Origin of the sequence: Propionivibrio dicarboxylicus, from assembly GCF_900099695.1 — a bacterium.
Lineage (GTDB): Bacteria > Pseudomonadota > Gammaproteobacteria > Burkholderiales > Rhodocyclaceae > Propionivibrio > Propionivibrio dicarboxylicus.
Genome location: NZ_FNCY01000009.1, coordinates 116,338 through 132,915 on the forward strand (window position 1 = coordinate 116,338; position 16,578 = coordinate 132,915).

20 protein-coding genes are annotated in these 16,578 nt (G+C 62.6%); 3 read left to right on the forward strand and 17 right to left on the reverse strand.

Annotated features, from left to right (window positions below):
* Positions 1-135: 135 nt before the first annotated feature.
* The 5 genes from BLR25_RS11985 to BLR25_RS12005 form a co-directional block, all read right to left on the reverse strand.
* On the reverse strand, positions 136-1,068 hold the full coding sequence (locus BLR25_RS11985; protein WP_091937896.1) for a LysR substrate-binding domain-containing protein: 933 nt from the start codon (positions 1,066-1,068) through the stop codon (positions 136-138).
* A gap of 120 nt (positions 1,069-1,188) precedes the next feature.
* Entirely contained in the window at positions 1,189-2,082 is an 894-nt protein-coding gene (gene sucD / locus BLR25_RS11990; RefSeq protein ID WP_091937898.1) for a succinate--CoA ligase subunit alpha, read from the reverse strand.
* Between the two features lie 13 nt (positions 2,083-2,095).
* Complete coding sequence (gene sucC, locus BLR25_RS11995) at positions 2,096-3,256, reverse strand: ADP-forming succinate--CoA ligase subunit beta (RefSeq protein ID WP_091937900.1); 1,161 nt, start codon at positions 3,254-3,256, stop codon at positions 2,096-2,098.
* 30 nt (positions 3,257-3,286) lie between these two features.
* On the reverse strand, positions 3,287-3,820 hold the full coding sequence (locus tag BLR25_RS12000) for a DUF2889 domain-containing protein (protein WP_245715541.1): 534 nt from the start codon (positions 3,818-3,820) through the stop codon (positions 3,287-3,289).
* Between the two features lie 306 nt (positions 3,821-4,126).
* Complete coding sequence (locus BLR25_RS12005; RefSeq protein WP_091937904.1) at positions 4,127-5,758, reverse strand: methyl-accepting chemotaxis protein; 1,632 nt, start codon at positions 5,756-5,758, stop codon at positions 4,127-4,129.
* Between the two features lie 145 nt (positions 5,759-5,903).
* On the opposite strand from BLR25_RS12005, the gene BLR25_RS12010 reads away from it, so the two are divergent.
* Positions 5,904-7,694: a M61 family metallopeptidase gene (locus BLR25_RS12010; RefSeq protein WP_091937906.1), complete on the forward strand. Its 1,791-nt coding sequence runs from the start codon at positions 5,904-5,906 to the stop codon at positions 7,692-7,694.
* Here BLR25_RS12010 and BLR25_RS12015 read toward each other — a convergent pair.
* The gene (locus tag BLR25_RS12015; protein WP_091937908.1) at positions 7,679-8,998 is read right to left on the reverse strand and encodes an MATE family efflux transporter; all 1,320 of its coding nucleotides are present in this window, start codon (positions 8,996-8,998) and stop codon (positions 7,679-7,681) included. The two genes, BLR25_RS12010 and BLR25_RS12015, sit on opposite strands and share 16 nt — an antisense overlap.
* A gap of 35 nt (positions 8,999-9,033) precedes the next feature.
* Here BLR25_RS12015 and BLR25_RS21010 point away from each other — a divergent pair, with 35 nt between their 5' ends.
* The gene (locus BLR25_RS21010) at positions 9,034-9,366 is read left to right on the forward strand and encodes a hypothetical protein (protein WP_143009839.1); all 333 of its coding nucleotides are present in this window, start codon (positions 9,034-9,036) and stop codon (positions 9,364-9,366) included.
* Here the strand turns inward: BLR25_RS21010 and BLR25_RS12025 are convergent.
* The 3 genes from BLR25_RS12025 to BLR25_RS12035 are packed head-to-tail and all read right to left on the reverse strand — an operon-like array spanning position 9,363 to position 11,169.
* Positions 9,363-9,719, reverse strand: a complete 357-nt coding sequence (locus BLR25_RS12025) for a cupin domain-containing protein (RefSeq protein ID WP_091937912.1) — start codon at positions 9,717-9,719, stop codon at positions 9,363-9,365. The genes BLR25_RS21010 and BLR25_RS12025 overlap by 4 nt on opposite strands.
* 1 nt (position 9,720) lies before the next feature.
* Complete coding sequence (locus tag BLR25_RS12030) at positions 9,721-10,404, reverse strand: fumarylacetoacetate hydrolase family protein (RefSeq protein WP_091937914.1); 684 nt, start codon at positions 10,402-10,404, stop codon at positions 9,721-9,723.
* Positions 10,405-10,422: 18 nt separating this feature from the next.
* Complete coding sequence (locus BLR25_RS12035; RefSeq protein ID WP_091937916.1) at positions 10,423-11,169, reverse strand: Nif3-like dinuclear metal center hexameric protein; 747 nt, start codon at positions 11,167-11,169, stop codon at positions 10,423-10,425.
* A gap of 26 nt (positions 11,170-11,195) precedes the next feature.
* On the opposite strand from BLR25_RS12035, the gene BLR25_RS12040 reads away from it, so the two are divergent.
* Positions 11,196-12,359, forward strand: coding sequence for a trypsin-like peptidase domain-containing protein (locus BLR25_RS12040; RefSeq protein ID WP_091938073.1), 1,164 nt, complete (start codon positions 11,196-11,198; stop codon positions 12,357-12,359).
* Here BLR25_RS12040 and tatC read toward each other — a convergent pair.
* The 8 genes from tatC to hisA all read right to left on the reverse strand — a co-directional run bounded on the left by tatC (position 12,356) and on the right by hisA (position 16,562).
* Entirely contained in the window at positions 12,356-13,123 is a 768-nt protein-coding gene (tatC, locus tag BLR25_RS12045; protein WP_091937917.1) for a twin-arginine translocase subunit TatC, read from the reverse strand. The two genes, BLR25_RS12040 and tatC, sit on opposite strands and share 4 nt — an antisense overlap.
* Complete coding sequence (tatB, locus tag BLR25_RS12050) at positions 13,120-13,545, reverse strand: Sec-independent protein translocase protein TatB (RefSeq protein ID WP_091938075.1); 426 nt, start codon at positions 13,543-13,545, stop codon at positions 13,120-13,122. Before tatB ends, tatC begins: the two co-directional genes overlap by 4 nt.
* A 66-nt stretch (positions 13,546-13,611) precedes the next feature.
* Entirely contained in the window at positions 13,612-13,839 is a 228-nt protein-coding gene (gene tatA, locus BLR25_RS12055) for a Sec-independent protein translocase subunit TatA (protein WP_091937919.1), read from the reverse strand.
* 10 nt (positions 13,840-13,849) lie between these two features.
* The gene (locus BLR25_RS12060) at positions 13,850-14,200 is read right to left on the reverse strand and encodes a histidine triad nucleotide-binding protein (protein ID WP_091937921.1); all 351 of its coding nucleotides are present in this window, start codon (positions 14,198-14,200) and stop codon (positions 13,850-13,852) included.
* 6 nt (positions 14,201-14,206) lie between these two features.
* Positions 14,207-14,533: a phosphoribosyl-ATP diphosphatase gene (locus BLR25_RS12065; protein WP_091937923.1), complete on the reverse strand. Its 327-nt coding sequence runs from the start codon at positions 14,531-14,533 to the stop codon at positions 14,207-14,209.
* The gene (gene hisI, locus BLR25_RS12070; RefSeq protein ID WP_091937925.1) at positions 14,530-14,934 is read right to left on the reverse strand and encodes a phosphoribosyl-AMP cyclohydrolase; all 405 of its coding nucleotides are present in this window, start codon (positions 14,932-14,934) and stop codon (positions 14,530-14,532) included. The genes BLR25_RS12065 and hisI overlap by 4 nt, the downstream gene beginning before the upstream one ends.
* 79 nt (positions 14,935-15,013) lie before the next feature.
* Positions 15,014-15,775: an imidazole glycerol phosphate synthase subunit HisF gene (gene hisF, locus BLR25_RS12075; protein WP_245715542.1), complete on the reverse strand. Its 762-nt coding sequence runs from the start codon at positions 15,773-15,775 to the stop codon at positions 15,014-15,016.
* A gap of 43 nt (positions 15,776-15,818) precedes the next feature.
* Positions 15,819-16,562 carry a 1-(5-phosphoribosyl)-5-[(5-phosphoribosylamino)methylideneamino]imidazole-4-carboxamide isomerase gene (gene hisA, locus BLR25_RS12080; protein ID WP_091937928.1) on the reverse strand — a complete coding sequence of 248 codons (744 nt, stop codon included), beginning with the start codon at positions 16,560-16,562 and terminating at the stop codon, positions 15,819-15,821.
* Positions 16,563-16,578 lie beyond the last annotated feature (16 nt).

The following is a 16,578-nucleotide window of genomic DNA, read 5'->3' on the forward strand; positions in this document are numbered from 1 at the left end:
GCTTCTCTCGCGAACAAAAATGACGTTAGGGAAAGCAACTATTAAGCCAGTCTCGGATTATAGAATGAGCGCGTCATGGCGTGACTGCCAGAATGGCAGTCCGAATTGCCAAAACGGCAACATGGGACGCAGCATCTAGGCACCAGCTTCCAACGTCAATGGCGGCAAGGGACGTTCAGCCAGGCACTGCCAGAACTGCTCGACCAGCCCCTTGGCGGGATGGCGATGACGGAAACAGCGCACTTCGAGCGGGATCTCGTCGTCGACGCCGCCGGCATGGACCAGGCGCCCCGCGGCAAGTGCTGCGACGACCAGTCGCTGCGGCAACCAGGCAAGACCGACGCCCTGTTGCACCGGTTCCAGCAACGCCTCGGCAAAATCGGCGAGGAAGACGCGGTGAAAGCGTGTCACGTCGTTGCGCCGGGCAAGATGCCAATCGAGCACATTGCCCATCATCAGATTGCGATGGTAGGCGAGCAAGGGCAAGACACGCGCGGCCCCCGACGCCAACGGAAACAGCGGCCGTCCGGCTGCATCCGGCTTGCATACCGGAATCAACCCTTCGCGCGCGACAACCAGAAATTCGAAGCTGCGCGCATCGAGACTGAGACCGATCGCCGGGTGGAAAAAACTGATCAGCACATCGGCGCCGCCTTCCTCGAGCAGTAAGGCCATGTCATGCACCGAACCGGTGCTGATGCGCACATGAATCGCGCCGACGCGCTGGCGCACCTGATCGAGCATCGCCGGAATCGAGGTGTGCGCCAAAGTGCGACCGGTGGCGATGCTCAGCGTTTCCTCGCCGGCCATGGCGCGCGCGCGCAGGCTGGCGCGGCTATCTTCAAGTCGCGCCACCACCTCTTGGGCGGTCTTGAGAAACAGCCGTCCCTCCTCGGTCAGCGTCGCCGGATAGGTGCCCCGATTCACGAGCGGCACCCCAACCCAGGACTCGAGCGCCTTGATCCGCCGCCCGAAGGCCGGCAGAGTCACCTCACGCTCGTCGGCGGCGCGGGAAAAACTGCAGGTCTTGGCGAAGGCGACAAAGTCGTCCAGCCATTTGATTTGCATCGATCGGCTCCCCGTCCATCACGGCGCGGCAACGACCGCGCGCAAGGCGACTAGCATACCCCGGATGCAACAAAAAAGAGCCGCCGCATGCCTGCGACGGCTCGGGGACCGACCGCGTCCCTAGAGGAGCGACTTGACCATGCGTCCCAGTTCCGAGGGATTGCGCGTCACCTTGAAACCACAGGACGCCATGATCTCGAGCTTGGCCTCGGCCGTATCTGCACCGCCCGAAATCAGCGCACCGGCATGGCCCATCCGCTTGCCCGGTGGCGCGGTGACACCGGCGATGAAGCCGACGACCGGCTTCTTCATGTGCTCCTTGCACCAGAGCGCTGCGTCCGCCTCGTCGGGACCGCCGATCTCGCCGATCATGATGACCGCATCAGTCTCGGGATCGTCGTTGAACATGCGCATGACATCGATGTGCTTGAGGCCGTTGATCGGATCACCACCGATGCCGACCGCCGACGACTGACCAAGACCCAATTCCGTCAGCATCGCCACGGCTTCGTAGGTCAGCGTCCCCGAGCGCGACACCACGCCGACGCGGCCGCGCCGGTGGATGTGTCCCGGCATGATGCCGATCTTGATTTCGTCCGGCGTGATCAGTCCGGGACAGTTCGGCCCCAGCAGCAAGGTTTCCTTGCCTCCGGCGGCGACCTTGCGCTTCATGCGATTGCGCACCTCGAGCATGTCACGCACCGGGATACCCTCGGTGATGCAGATCGCCATGTCGAGATCGGCTTCGACTGCCTCCCAGATCGCCGCAGCGGCACCGGCCGGCGGCACGTAAATGACCGACACCGTGGCACTGGTGGCAGCCGACGCCTCCTTCACCGACGCATAGATCGGAATATCGAAGATCGACTCGCCGGCCTTCTTGGGATTGACACCGGCGACGAAACAGTTTTTCCCGTTGGCATACTCCTGACACTTCTCGGTATGGAACTGCCCGACCTTGCCAGTGATGCCCTGGGTGATGACTTTGGTATCCTTGTTGATGAGAATCGACATATTGTTGGCCCCCTTATCTGACTGCCGCGACGATCTTTTCGGCCGCTTCGGCCATCGTGTCCGCCGGAATGATCGGCAGCCCGGAATCCCGCAACAACTGCTTGCCGAGCTCCTCGTTCGTCCCCTTCATGCGCACCACCAGCGGCACCTTGAGCTGGGTCTGCCGCACCGCCGCCATGACGCCGTTGGCAATCGTGTCGCACTTCATGATGCCGCCGAAGATATTCACCAGGATGCCCTTGACGTTGTCGTTCTTGAGCATGATCTTGAATGCTTCGGTCACCTTTTCGGCCGAGGCGCCGCCGCCGACGTCGAGGAAGTTGGCTGGCTCGCCGCCGTACAGCTTGATCACGTCCATCGTCGCCATCGCCAGCCCGGCGCCGTTCACCAGACAGCCGATGTTGCCGTCCAGAGAAATGTACGCCAGCCCGAATTTCGACGCCTCAATCTCGTTGGCATCTTCTTCGTCGATGTCGCGGTAAGCGAAGATGTCGGGGATGCGATACAGCGCGTTGTCGTCGAAGTTGAACTTGGCGTCCAGCGCTTTGATCGTGCCATCGCCTTCGAGGATCAGCGGGTTGATCTCGGCCAGCGACGCATCGGTTTCCATGTAACAGGCATACAGCCCCTTGAGCGCTACCACCGCCCGCGCCACTGACCCGGCCGGGATGCCGATGCCGGTCGCCAGTTCGGTCGCCTGGGCATCGCTGAGCCCGTCGATCGGATCGACATAGGCCGTGAGAATTTTCTCGGGCGAATGCTGGGCAACTTCCTCGATCTCCATGCCGCCCTCGGACGACGCCATCACTGCAACCTTCTGCGTCTTCCGGTCGGTCAGCACGGCAAGGTAGTACTCCTTGCGGATATCGGCGCCTTCCTCGACCAGCAGGCGCCTTACCTTCTGTCCGTCCGGCCCGGTCTGGTGCGTCACCAGCTGCATGCCAAGGATCTGGCCGGCATACTGGCGCACTTCGTCGAGCGAGCGCGCCAGCTTGACGCCGCCACCCTTGCCGCGCCCGCCGGCGTGGATCTGGGCCTTGACCACCCAGACCTTGCCGCCGAGGGATTCAGCCGCCTTGACGGCCTCATCGACCGACTGGCAGAACACCCCGCGCGGCACCACGACGCCAAACTTGCGCAGCAGCTCCTTCCCCTGATATTCGTGAATCTTCATGCGTCACCCTTATGGAATTGAGATGTCAGGCTACGACGTTACGGGCAGGGTTCCCTCCTGCCCATCCTTCTGAGCGCGGTACCAGCGCGGATAACTGCGCTGCACCACGTCGGAATCCAGACTCAAGGCGTGGCAACGGTCGAGGTGGAAAGGCACCTGATTGCCATCCACACGATCCTCGTGCTTCACCTGTCCAGCGAACGCCTGGAAGGCGGCCGTCGGCATCGCCATCAGGAGTTCGCTCACATGCGTACATCCCTGCGTTCCGCCGTAGCGGTTCTTGACTTCCTTGACGAAGCCCTTGAACAGGTTCAGTCCGACAACCTCCCGATAGTCAGGCATTTGCGCCGCACACGTTCCCGGAAACGGCGTTGCGTCGGCACAGACGGCAACATCGAGCACATTCATGCGATGATCGATCGTCACTCGCACGCTGATGTCATGAACCGCGTCGCCCGGCATGCGCAGATCGCCCTGAATGTCGAAAGGCTGGTCCTTGGTATCGACGAGTCGCCCCTCGATGTCCCAGAGATCGTCCGTCCGGCGGAATCCCTGGAATGTCATCGAGCGCTGATGAATACGCGTCCGTTCGTTGGTTGGAGGAGGCAACGGCATCGAAAAAACTCACACATCATGGAGGTTATCGGCCAGTCAGACAGCACCGTAAAAACACGGGACCAGACCGCCGGTGAAAAAACGACGGTTAAAAACACATCCGTCGCAGGGTTTTGAGCACGATATTGCGAAAACGTTCAACGCCGGGCTTGCGCGATTTTCAGATAAGTACCGCGCCGACCGACGACAGGTCCGCGCAAGAAAAACCCGCCGGGCAGGCGGGTTTTCCGGAAGGCCGGCAAGGGTGCCGCCGGTTCAAATGCTGAACTGATTAACCGACTTGTTCATGCGATCGACCAGCCCCGCCAACTTCATCGTCATCGACTCGGTCTGATTGACGACCGATACGTTCTGCTCGGTCATCATCGCCACCTGCTCGACGTTCTGGGCCAGTTGCGTCATCGCCACCTGCTGCTCGGAAGATGCATGCGAGATTTCGTTGACGCGCTGGATCGTACCCTCCATCTCGCTCTTGATCCGCTCCAGCGCTTCCTGTGCCGAATGGACAAGATTGACGCCCTCTTCGACCTGCGACGCCCCGGCTCGCATGCCTTGCACCGCCTGGTTGGTCTCGTTCTGGATCAACTCGATCATGCTGCTGATTTCCTGGGTCGCCTTGGCGGTCCGTTCAGCCAGCTTGCGCACTTCGTCGGCGACGACGGCAAAGCCACGACCCTGTTCCCCCGCCCGCGCCGCCTCGATCGCCGCGTTGAGCGCCAGCAGGTTGGTCTGGTCGGCGATCTCCTTGATGACGCCGGCGATCTGGCTGATCTCGGCCGAACGCTGCCCAAGCGACTCGACCTGTCCCGCCGACGATTTGACCGTATCGGCCAGCGAGGTGATCGTCTCGCAGGCTTCGCCCGAACGCATCGCGCCTTCATTCGAGACGCTCCCGGCGCTCTCGGCCACATCCTTGGTCGAACGCGCGTGCTCGGCGACCTCGCCGATCGACACCGTCACCTCCTCGACCGCCGCTGCTGCCGCCGATGTCGCCTCGCTCTGCTTCTTGGCCGACTCATAGGCGACGTGCATGCCACTCTTGACTTCGCTCGTTGCCGTACTGACATGCTTGGCTGTGTCGGCCATGCCCTGCACCGTCGCCTGAACGGAAGAAACAAAGGTATCCATCTGGTTGATCATGTCGCCGATCAGGCCAGGACGATCCGACGTTATCCGTTTCTTGAGATTGCCGGAACACAGCAATTCTTCCTGCCAATTCACCACCAACTGGATATCACGCACCAGGCCCGGCACGTAGAAAAGGAGGAAATACAGGGCAAAAAGTACGTTTGCCGCCATGACGGCTTCATGCAATCCAATCAGGTCGACCTTGAAAAAAGACTCCGACAGATCGATACCCGCCAGCACCAGCGTCAGGACGGCCAGCACCCGCATCTGGGTGCGCAACGAGAGCAACCCGGTCACGGCAGCGGAACGATTCTTCACTGCCTTGCCATGCTTGATGACAAGGCTCTTGTCTCCAGCATTAATCTTCCGGTACGCCGCGTCAGCGGCGGCGATCTCCGCCGGTGCCGGCCGGCTGCGCACCGACTGGTAACCGACGACCTGCCCGTTTTCCCGCACCGGCGACGCATTCGCGACGACCCAGTAAAAGCCGCCGTCCTTGCGCCGGTTCTTGACGATGCCGCGCCACGGGCGCCCAGCTTTAAGGTCGCGCCACATGTCGGCAAACGCGGCTTCGGGCATATCGGGATGACGCACCATGTTGTGCGGCTCACCGATCATTTCCTCGCGGGTAAAGCCGCTGACGGCGCAAAACGCCTCGTTGGCCTCGGTGATCTGCCCCTTCAAATCCGTACGCGAGTAAATGAACTCGTTCTCCGGCAGCAGGGTCTCGACGTTGGTGACGGGAAGATTTTTTTTCATTTATTCCTCGACAGGTTCTGAATCACAAGTTGTAACCGAACATACCCCGGCGTTCGGAGCGCACGTACGGGATTTCCATTGGGCATACCGCGCTGAAGCGTAGAATGCCATTTGATCTGCATCAATTCAATCCCGATTTAGAAAAATGCAAGCAAAAAGACAACCTGCGATCCGCTATACGATCACACCGACCGACCCAAAAGCGCACCGTTTTACTGTCCGCTGCGATATCCCGCAACCGGCCCCCAACGGGCAGCGACTCGCCCTGCCGGCCTGGATTCCCGGCAGTTACCTGATCCGCGACTTCGCCCGGCACATCGTCGAAATCCATGCCGAATCGGCGGGAAAGGCGGTCGCGCTGACGCAACTCGACAAACACAGCTGGCACGCGGCCCCCATCGGCGCAGGCGCGACGCTGAGCGTGATTTGCGAAATCCATGCCTGGGACCTGTCGGTGCGCGGCGCGCATCTCGACGAAACACACGGCTTTTTCAACGGCACCAGCGTCTTTTTGCGCGTTCTTGGGCAGGAAGACGCACCACTCTGGGTCGATATCCGCCCGCCGCAGCATGCCACCGATTGGCGCGTCGCCACCGGCCTCGAACCGGCACGCGGCGAACCCGGCAGCGCCCGGCACCATGGTTTCGGTCTCTATCGCGCCGACAACTACGATGAGTTAATTGACCACCCGGTCGAAATGGGCCGATTCACGCTCGCGACCTTCGACGCCGGCGGCGTCCCACATGAAATCGCCATCACCGGGCAGCACGACGCCGACATCGACCGACTGACCGCCGACCTGACGCGCATCTGCAACTGGCAGATCGGCTTCTTCGGCCAACCGGCGCCGATGCAGCGTTACACCTTCCTGGTCACCGCCGTCGGCGAAGGCTATGGCGGACTTGAGCATCGCGCCTCGACCGCGCTGCTCTGCTCGCGACGCGACCTGCCGTTCCGCGGCATGACGACCATGACGGAGGGCTACCGCAGCTTCCTCGGACTCTGCAGCCACGAGTACTTCCACACCTGGAACGTCAAGCGCATCCGTCCGGCGGCATTCATGCCCTACGACCTCGAGCGCGAGAACTACACCCGCTTGCTCTGGGCCTTCGAAGGGATCACCTCGTACTATGACGACCTCGCCCTGCTGCGCAGCGGCGTCATCACGCTCGACGACTGGCTGACGCTGCTCGGAAAAACGATCGGCAATGTCGCGCGCACGCCAGGACGCCTGCGCCAGTCGCTCGCCGATTCGAGCTTCAATGCCTGGAGCAAGTTCTACCGCCCCGACGACAACACGCCCAACGCTGTCGTCAGCTACTACGCAAAGGGCGCGCTCGTCGCCCTGGCGCTCGATCTGACGCTGCGCCGGAAGACCGCTGGCCGCGTCTCGCTTGACGACGTCATGCGCGCGCTTTGGACGCGCCACGGATTGACGGGCGTCGGCGTCGAAGAAGACGGCATCCGGCGGCTGGCCGAAGAACTCTCAGGTCACAGCCTCCGCCGCTTCTTTGCCGATTTCGTCGATGGCACTGTCGAACTGCCGCTCGCGCGCCTGCTTGCCGGGCACGGCATCCGACTCGACTGGACCGCGGCCAGGACGCCCTCGCTCGGCGTCAAGACGACGGCCGAAGGCGAGCTTCTGCGCCTCACGCATGTCTATGACGGGGGTGCGGCCCAGGCTGCCGGACTCGCCGCCGGCGACCTGCTGGTGGCGATCGACGGCCTGCGCGTCACGCCGACGACGCTGGAAGCGATGCTTGCCCGGCGCCAGGCAGGGGAAATGCTGCGCGTACACACGTTCCGACGCGACGAACTGCGGGAGGTCTCGGTCAAACTCGACGCCCCCGACAAAACCGATGCCCGCCTGAGCGTGGGCAAAACGGGCGAAGCACGTGTCTGGCCGCACAAGGAGTCTGGTCAGCGCCGCGCCTGAACGGCGCGCCACAGCATCCCGCCAAGCAGGAGCGCGGCAAGGACGAGACTGACGAGCGATGCTGCCCAGAAGCCGGCAACGCCCATCGGCGCCGGCTGGCGGAAGGCCAACCACCACCCCCCGAACAGACCGACGCCCCAGAAACAGAAAAGGTGCACGAACATCGGCAGGAAGGTGATCTTGTAGCCACGCAGCGCGAACGCCGCCACGGTCTGGACAGCGTCGAACAACTGATAGACGACGACATAGCCGATCAGCGAAAGCGCCACGGCGCGTACCGCCGGATCACTGGTATACGCCGTCACCAGCGGACGCTCGGCCAGCCACAAGGCACCGCCGAGCAGCGTCGCGAGGACGCTGGCCAAGACCAAACCGGCCGAGATCGACACGCGGGCACGACGCCAATCGTGTGCGCCGGCGGCGAGCCCGACCTGCGCCAGCGTCGCGATCGACACAGCCAGCGGCAGCATGTAGCAGATCGCCGCCAGGTTGGCGACGACCCGGTGCCCGGCCACCACCGGCGCACCGAGTTGCGCGACGAACAGCGAGGTCAGGGTGAAAGCCGATATCTCGACAAAATTGGAAAAACCCATCGGCAGGCCGAGGCGGACGAGTTCGCCCATCGCCGGCAAGCGCGGCGGCTGCCAGTCCTGCACCAGCCGATACACCGCGAAGGCTTTTCCGCGCAGCATGAAGATGGCCGCGCAGGCTAGTGAGAACCAGCCGACCATCACGTTCGAAATGCCGCAGCCGATGACGCCGAGACCGGCCTGCGTGGCCAGCCACCACGCCACCCCGCCGTGCAGCAGCGTGCCGCCGAGCGAGATCAGCATCAGCGGACGCGGATGGCCGAGCGCATTGCTGAACGCATAGAAGGTGCGATAGAAGAGTGCCGCCGGCATGCCCCAGGCGAGCAGCGCCAGATAGGCTCTCGTCTTCGCCTCGACGCCGGACTCAATCGCCGAAAGCTGTAGCAGGGCGTCCGGATGCTGAAGGAAGACGACGCCCGGCACGGTCAGGATCAAGGCCAACCAGAAGCACTGCTGCAGCGCCCCGGCGATCTCGTCATCGCGCCCCGCCCCCTTGAGATGCGACACCGTCGGCGAAACTGCCTGCAGGACACCGGTCAGCGCGAACACGACGGCGACATAGATGCCGCTGCCGACCGCCGCGGCGGCAAGATCCTCGGTGCCATGATGCCCAAGCAGCACGGTGTCGATGATCATCATGCCCATCGACGCAAGTTGCGCGATCAGCATCGGGGCCGCATGCAAAAGGATTTCTCGCGATTGTTTCAGGAACATCGATCTACGGCTCCGCCGCCGCATCAGAACTGGGAGTGCTTGCGGCGCACCGGCAATACCGGAAGCATCACGAAGCGTTACAAACGCGCGCAAAGTCGGAACAGACCCGCCGCCGCCATTTTTTTATACTCGGAACCATCGATTTTCAATCCTTCAATGGTTCAGCCATGCAATCCTCGTATCTTATCAATCATTCCCTCGAACTTCGCGTTGCACTCTCCATCGCCACTGCCGTCGTGCTGTTTGCCATCGTCCGACTGGCGTTCTTCATCGATGAAACACTGACGAAGCGGCAAAGCACCGATACGAAGCGCGAAACGCGCAACCAACAGCCAGTGCTGACGACCGCCTGCGCCGCCGCACGCTAAAGCAAGACCGTATCCTCGTGCCGGTAGGCCGGGCTGCAGCAGCATAAGAGACGTAGCGGCCCGGACGCTGCCGCCTCGACGCAATGCGTCGTGCCAGGCGGAATCAGCACCGTGTCACCGGGCGCGATCGCGAATCGCGTCTCGCCCAGCGTCATCCAGCCCTCGCCTGCCGTCACGTGATACAGCTCTTCGCTGCACCGGTGGTAATGGCGCAGCGTCGTCGCCCCCGGCCCGACCAAAGCTTCGGCCAAGCTCTGCCGGACGTTACCGTGCACGGCCGGGTGCATCAGTTCGCGGATTTCCGATCCGTCGAGCGTCTTGTACGCCGGAATATCCTCGTACCGGGTCAGCATCCTAGATCAGGCGTACCGCCAGTTCGCCGAGACCGTCAATACCGCCTTCGAGCACATCGCCACGCACGACCGCCGACACGCCGGACGGTGTTCCCGTGAAAATCAGGTCACCGGGCTTCAGCACGATGTAGCTCGACAGGTTGGCGATGACTTCCGGCACTTTCCAGGTCATCTGAGCAAGATCGCCGCGCTGGCGAAAATCGCCGTTGACCTTCATCCAGATGGCGCCTGCCGCCGGATGGCCGCATTTCGCCACCGGGGTAATCGCGCCGATCGGTCCGCCCTGATCCATCCCCTTGCCCATCTCCCACGGCTGCCCCTTCTGCTTGGCCAGGGCCTGCAGATCGCGACGCGTCAGATCGAAGCCGACGGCATAACCGAAGACATGGTCGAGCGCCTTGTCGACGGGAATGTCGCGCCCACCGACACCGATTGCCACGACGAGCTCGATTTCGTGCTGGTAATTCTCCGTCTTGGGCGGATACGCGACATCGCCGCCGCCCGGCACCAGCGCATCCACCGGCTTGCTGAAGAAAAACGGCGGATTGCGCCCATCGCCGCCCATTTCGGCGACGTGATCGGCATAGTTCTGCCCAACGCAATACACCCGACGCACAGGAAATACGGCCTCGCCGCCTACCACCGGAACCGCGATCTGCGCAGACGGCGTAAAAACGAATGTCATAGCACCTCCAAAAATTGGTCAAACCGGATTGTCGATATCGACAAGCTCACACGCCAAACCGCACGCCGCCCCGAGATGATCGGCCAAGGCCTGAACGCCAAAACGCTCGGTCGCGTGGTGACCGGCAGCAAGATACGCGACGCCGGACTCACGCGCCAGCAGAACCTGCGGCTCGGAGATTTCTCCTGAGAGGAAGGCGTCGACCCCGAGCGCAAGCGCCGGTTCAAAAAATCCCTGTGCGCCGCCGGAACACCAGGCGATGCGGCGCAGCGGCCGCGCCGAATCGCCAATCACGAGCGGTGCACGACCGAGCTCGGTCGCGATTCGTGCAGCGAAATCATTCACTGTCACTGTCGCCGGCAATTGCCCGATCCAGCCCAGATCCTGATCACCAAAGCGGCCCTCGGCCACCATGCCAAGGCGCGCCGCCAGTTGCGCGTTGTTGCCAAGTTCGGGATGCGCATCGAGCGGCAGATGGTAGCCGAACAAGCTGATGTCATGGCGCAGCAGCGACTGCAGGCGCGTCTTGCGCACGCCGGTCACGCGCCCGTCCTCGCCGCGCCAGAACCAGCCATGATGCACGATGATCGCATCGGCATCGCGAGCAATGGCGGCGTCGATCAGCGCCTGGCTGGCCGAAACCCCGAGCACGACGCGACGCACCTCGGCGCGTCCTTCCACTTGCAAGCCGTTTGGGCAATAATCCCGATAGCGCGCCGGCTCCAGCAAGCCATCAAGATAGCGGGTCAGTTCGTCACGTCTCATTTTGTCGTCCTTCGATGTCGTCCTACATGCGCAAACTCTGGCTGATTTTTGCACAAACCGTCACGGTAAGTCTCGCCGTCCTTTTCGTCATCTCCACCCTCAAACCGGAATGGCTCGGCAAAGCCCCGGCGCCATCGCTGCACAGCATCGCCGTGCAGGAAGCCGCCTTCGGCACGCCGCCGGCCGCCAGCTATCGCGACGCCGCCCGGCACGCACTGCCGGCCGTCGTGCACATCTTCACCTCGCAAAAAATCCGCCAGCCCAAGCACCCGCTGCTCGACGACCCGATCCTCCGCCACTTTTTCGGCGAGCGCAGCGAACCGCGCGAACAGCGCAGCGCCGGACTCGGCTCCGGCGTCATCGTCAGCAGCGAAGGTTATATCCTGACCAATTATCACGTCGTCGAGGCGGCCGAGGAGATCGAAGTCGCGCTGCATGATGGCAGCACACAACCGGCGCGCCTCGTCGGCGGCGATCCCGAATCCGATCTCGCGGTGCTGCGCGTCGAACCGGACAAGAAGGGTGACGGATTGCCCGCCATCACGCTCGGCCAGATGGACAACCTGCTCGTCGGCGACGTCGTCCTGGCGATCGGCAATCCCTTCGGTGTCGGCCAGACGGTGACGATGGGCATCGTTTCGGCGCTCGGTCGATCGCACCTCGGCATCAACACCTTCGAGAACTTCATCCAGACCGACGCCGCCATCAACCCGGGCAACTCGGGTGGCGCGCTCGTCGATAGCCGCGGCAATCTCGTCGGCATCAACACCGCGATCTATTCCCGCTCGGGCGGTTCGCTCGGCATCGGTTTCGCCATCCCGATCTCGATCGCACGCAACGTCATGGAACAGATCATCAAGACCGGCACGGTCACGCGCGGCTGGATCGGCGTCGAGGCGCAGGAAATCACGCCCGAACTCGCCGAAACCTTCGGCCTCGCCGACACTGCCGGTGCATTGATCGCCGGCGTTCAACGCGGCAGCCCCGCCGATCTCGGCGGCATCCGCCCTGGCGACATCCTGCTGGCCGTCAACGGCAAGCCGGTCAAGGATCCACAGGTAATGCTCGACCTGATCGCCGGACAGACGCCGGGCGAGACGGTTCCGTTCAAATTACGCCGTCAGAAAAACATCGTCGAGCCGACGCTGCGCATCGGCAAGCGCCCAACACCGCCACGCGAGCGTGACTAGTCGGTCGTGCGTTCCGACTCGGCCGGCAGGGCGGGAAGCTCCCTGGCTGGCGGCTGGCTGACGAAGCGCGCAAGAAAGAGCCCGAGTTCGAACAGCAGGCAAAGCGGCACCGCCAGCAGCAACTGCGAGACCACATCGGGCGGCGTGAAGATCGCCCCGATGACGAAGGCGCCGACGATGACGTAGGGCCGCCACTCCTTGAGCGTCTTGATTTCGACGACCCCCATCTTGACGAGCACAATGACCACCACCGGCACTTCGAACGTAATGCCGAAGGCGATGAAGGTGCTCATGACGAATGAGAGATACTTCTCGATGTCGGTCATCCAGGCGACGCCGTCCGGCGCGATCTTGGCCATGAAGCCGAACACCGTCGGAAACACCAGCAGATAGGCGAACGCCATACCGACGAAAAAGAGGAAGACGCTGGCCGCGACGAGCGGCAGCGCCAGCCGCTTCTCGTGGGCATACAGACCGGGGGCGACGAAGGCCCAGGCCTGGTACAGCACGTAGGGCAAGGCAATCAGGAAGGCGACCATCAGCGCGACCTTCATCGGCACGAGGAAGACCCCGACGACATCGGTCGCGATCATCTGCCCGCCTTTGGGCAGGGAGGCCAGCAAAGGCTGGGCGAGCACGGCGTACAACTCCTTGGCCCAGGGGAACAGGCAGAGGAAGATGATCAGGATCGACAACAGCGCCCGGATCAGCCGGTCGCGCAGCTCGATCAGGTGCGACATGAAGGATTCTTCGGGCGCGTTCATGCTTTCGGCGTCGTTTCGCTCGGCACCGTCGGATCGGTCGCAGCAACCTGAATCGCCGGCGGTGTCTCGGCAGGCGCTTCGGGCGCCGCTTCAGACGGCTGCTCAACGCTGGACTGGAGTTCGCCGAGTCCGGTCCGTGCCGTGTCGACGACCTCGCCGACCGACTGCTCAACCGACTGGATGCCCTCTTTCATGCTGCGCTCGAAGGCATGCGCCGAGGCCTGCATATCGGCCTGCAAGCGCTTGAGTTCGTCAAGCTGGATCTCGCGACTGATGTCCGACTTGACGTCATTGACATAGCGCTGCAAACGCCCGAACAGGAGCCCGGCCGTGCGCGCCACCTTGGGCAGGCGCTCGGGGCCGATCACCACGAGGGCGACGATGGCAATCACCATCAGTTCGGAAAAGCCGACGTCAAACATGTTCTTGGCTGATTTTTTCGCGAAGTCTTCGCCGGCGGGCAAGCACCCGTCGGCTACGAACGACGATTACGACTTGGTCTTTTCGCGGACCTCGCCCTCGATCGTCTGGCCGCCCGTCACTTGCTGCGGCGGCGCCGTTTCGGCCGGCTTGTCCTCGGCCGACTTCATGCCTTCCTTGAAGCCCTTCACCGCGCCGCCGAGATCTTCGCCAATATTGCGCAGCTTCTTGGTACCGAACACCAAAAGAACGATAAGCAGAACGATAAGCCAATGCCAGATGCTGAATGAACCCATGACTGTCTCCTTAATTCCGTTTGAGCATCGGACCGACCGGATCCGACCCGCCGACGACGTGCGCATGCAAATGCGGCACTTCCTGCTGACCGATCCGGCCCGAATTGATGATGACCCGGCAGCCGTCCGGACTACCGTTCTCGCTTGCCAGGCGATGCGCCACGGCAAGCACGCGACCCAGCGCCGGCTCGTCGGCGACACCGACTTCAGCCAGCGACGCGATATGATGCTTGGGAATCACCAGAATATGCACCGGACGCGCCGGATTGATGTCGTGAAAGGCATAGACGAGATCGTCCTCGTACACCTTGCGCGAGGGGATCTCGCCGCGCACGATCCTGCAGAAAAGGCAATTATCCATGATTGCTCACTTGGCCGTTCTGGAATTCTTCTCGGCGATTCCCGAGGTACCCTCGCGACGCCGGAGTTCGTTGAGCACGTCGTCGATGCTCAGATCGCAGAAAGTCAGCAGCGCCATCACGTGATAGATGAGGTCTGCCGATTCATAAACGATACTACCCGCCACGCCGTCTTTGGCGGCCATGATCAGCTCCGCACTTTCCTCGCCGATTTTCTTGAGGATCGAATCGGGGCCCTTGGCGAACAGCTTGGCCGTATAGGACGTCGAGGGATCGGCGCCACGCCGCGACACCAGCGTTTCTTCGAGTCGGGCCAGAATGTCTTGATCAGTCATTTCGCGTAAATATCCTTCGGGTCTTTCAGCACCGGATCGACCGGCACCCAGCGATCGCCTTGCAATTCGAGGAAGAAGCAGCTTTCCCGGCCGGTATGACAGGCGATGCCGCCAATCTGTTCGACCGCCAGCAACAGCACGTCGCCGTCGCAGTCGGTGCGCACCGATTTCAGTTTCTGGACATGCCCGGATTCCTCACCCTTGCGCCAAAGACGCTGGCGCGAGCGCGACCAGTATACCGCGTTGCCGCAACGCAACGACTCCTGCAAGGATTCGCGGTTCATCCAGGCGAACATCACGACCCGCCCGCTGGCTTCGTCCTGCGCAATCGCCGGCATCATGCCTGCGGCATCCCACTTGAGGGCGTCGAGCCAGGGCAAACTCGGATCGAGATCGCTCATCGGCGGACCCTCCAGTCACTGCGTGACATCCTCCCCGAGGGAGGGGGAGCGCCCTCTTCGGGCGGCCGGGCGACGGCGCTCACAAGCGTACCTCGATGCCCTGCTCGCGCATGAAGGTCTTGGCCTGACGCACGGTGTATTCGCCGAAATGGAAGATGCTGGCGGCCAGCACCGCGTCGGCGCCGCCGATCGAGACGCCCTCGGCCAGATGCTGCAGATTGCCGACGCCGCCGCTGGCGATCACCGGAATATCGACGGCGTCGGAAACAGCACGCGTCAGCGGCAAGTCGAAGCCGTTCTTGGTGCCGTCGCGGTCCATGCTGGTCAGCAGGATTTCGCCGGCGCCGAGTTCCTGCGCACGCCGCGCCCAAACCACGGCATCGATGCCGGTCGGCTTGCGCCCGCCATGGGTGAAGACTTCCCAACGCCCCGGCGCCACCTGTTTGGCATCAATGGCGACAACGATGCACTGGTTGCCGACCTTGGCCGAGGCTTCGGCGACGAGGTCCGGATTGTTGATCGCTGCGGTGTTCATGCTGACCTTGTCGGCACCGGCATTGAGCAGGCGACGCACATCGGCGACGCAACGCACGCCGCCACCGACGGTCAGCGGGATGAAGACCTGCGACGCACAGGCTTCGACGATGTTCAGGATGATGTCACGCTGATCGCTCGACGCCGTGATGTCGAGGAAGGTGACCTCGTCGGCCCCCTGCTCGTCATAACGTCGGGCGATCTCGACCGGATCGCCGGCATCGCGCAAATCGACAAAGTTGGTGCCCTTGACGACCCGACCGGCGGTCACATCAAGGCAAGGAATGATACGTTTGGCCAGACCCAAGGCGTTAACCGCGCTTTCTTCCGATGCAGGAATGCTAGAGAAATCAGGATTGCGACAAGCGATCCGCCTCGACCTGTGCCGCAGCGAAATCCAGCGTGCCGTCATAGATGGCGCGCCCGGCAATAGTCGCCTGGATGCCCTCGCTCTCGACCTCGCACAGCTTGCGGATGTCATCGAGACTGGAGAAACCGCCGCTGGCGATCACCGGCACGCGCAAGGCCTGCGCCAGCTTGACCGTCGCTTCGATATTGATGCCGGTAAGCATGCCGTCGCGCCCGATGTCGGTATAAATAATGCCCTCGACGCCATAGTCCTCGCACTTCTTCGCCAGGTCGATGACGTCATGGCCGGTCAGCTTCGACCAGCCATCGACCGCAACCTTGCCGTCCTTGGCATCGAGCCCGACAATGATCTGCCCGGGGAAAGCGCTGCACGCATCGTGCAGGAAGCCCGGATTCTTGACCGCCGCAGTACCGATGATGACGTAGCTGATCCCGTTGTCGAGGATCCGCTCGATCGTGTCGAGGTCGCGGATGCCACCGCCCAACTGGATCGGGATCTCGTCGCCGATTGCCTCGACGATTTCGCGGATGGCCCGCTCATTTTTCTGCTTGCCGGCAAAAGCGCCATTGAGATCGACCACGTGCAAGCGCCGTGCGCCCTGCTCGAGCCAATGTGCCGCCTGCTCGCCAGGAGAGGTCGAAAAAACCGTGGCATCGTCCATGAGACCCTGCTTGAGGCGGACGCACTGTCCGTCCTTCAGGTCAATCGCGGGAATGATCAGCATGTTTTAAAACAGATGG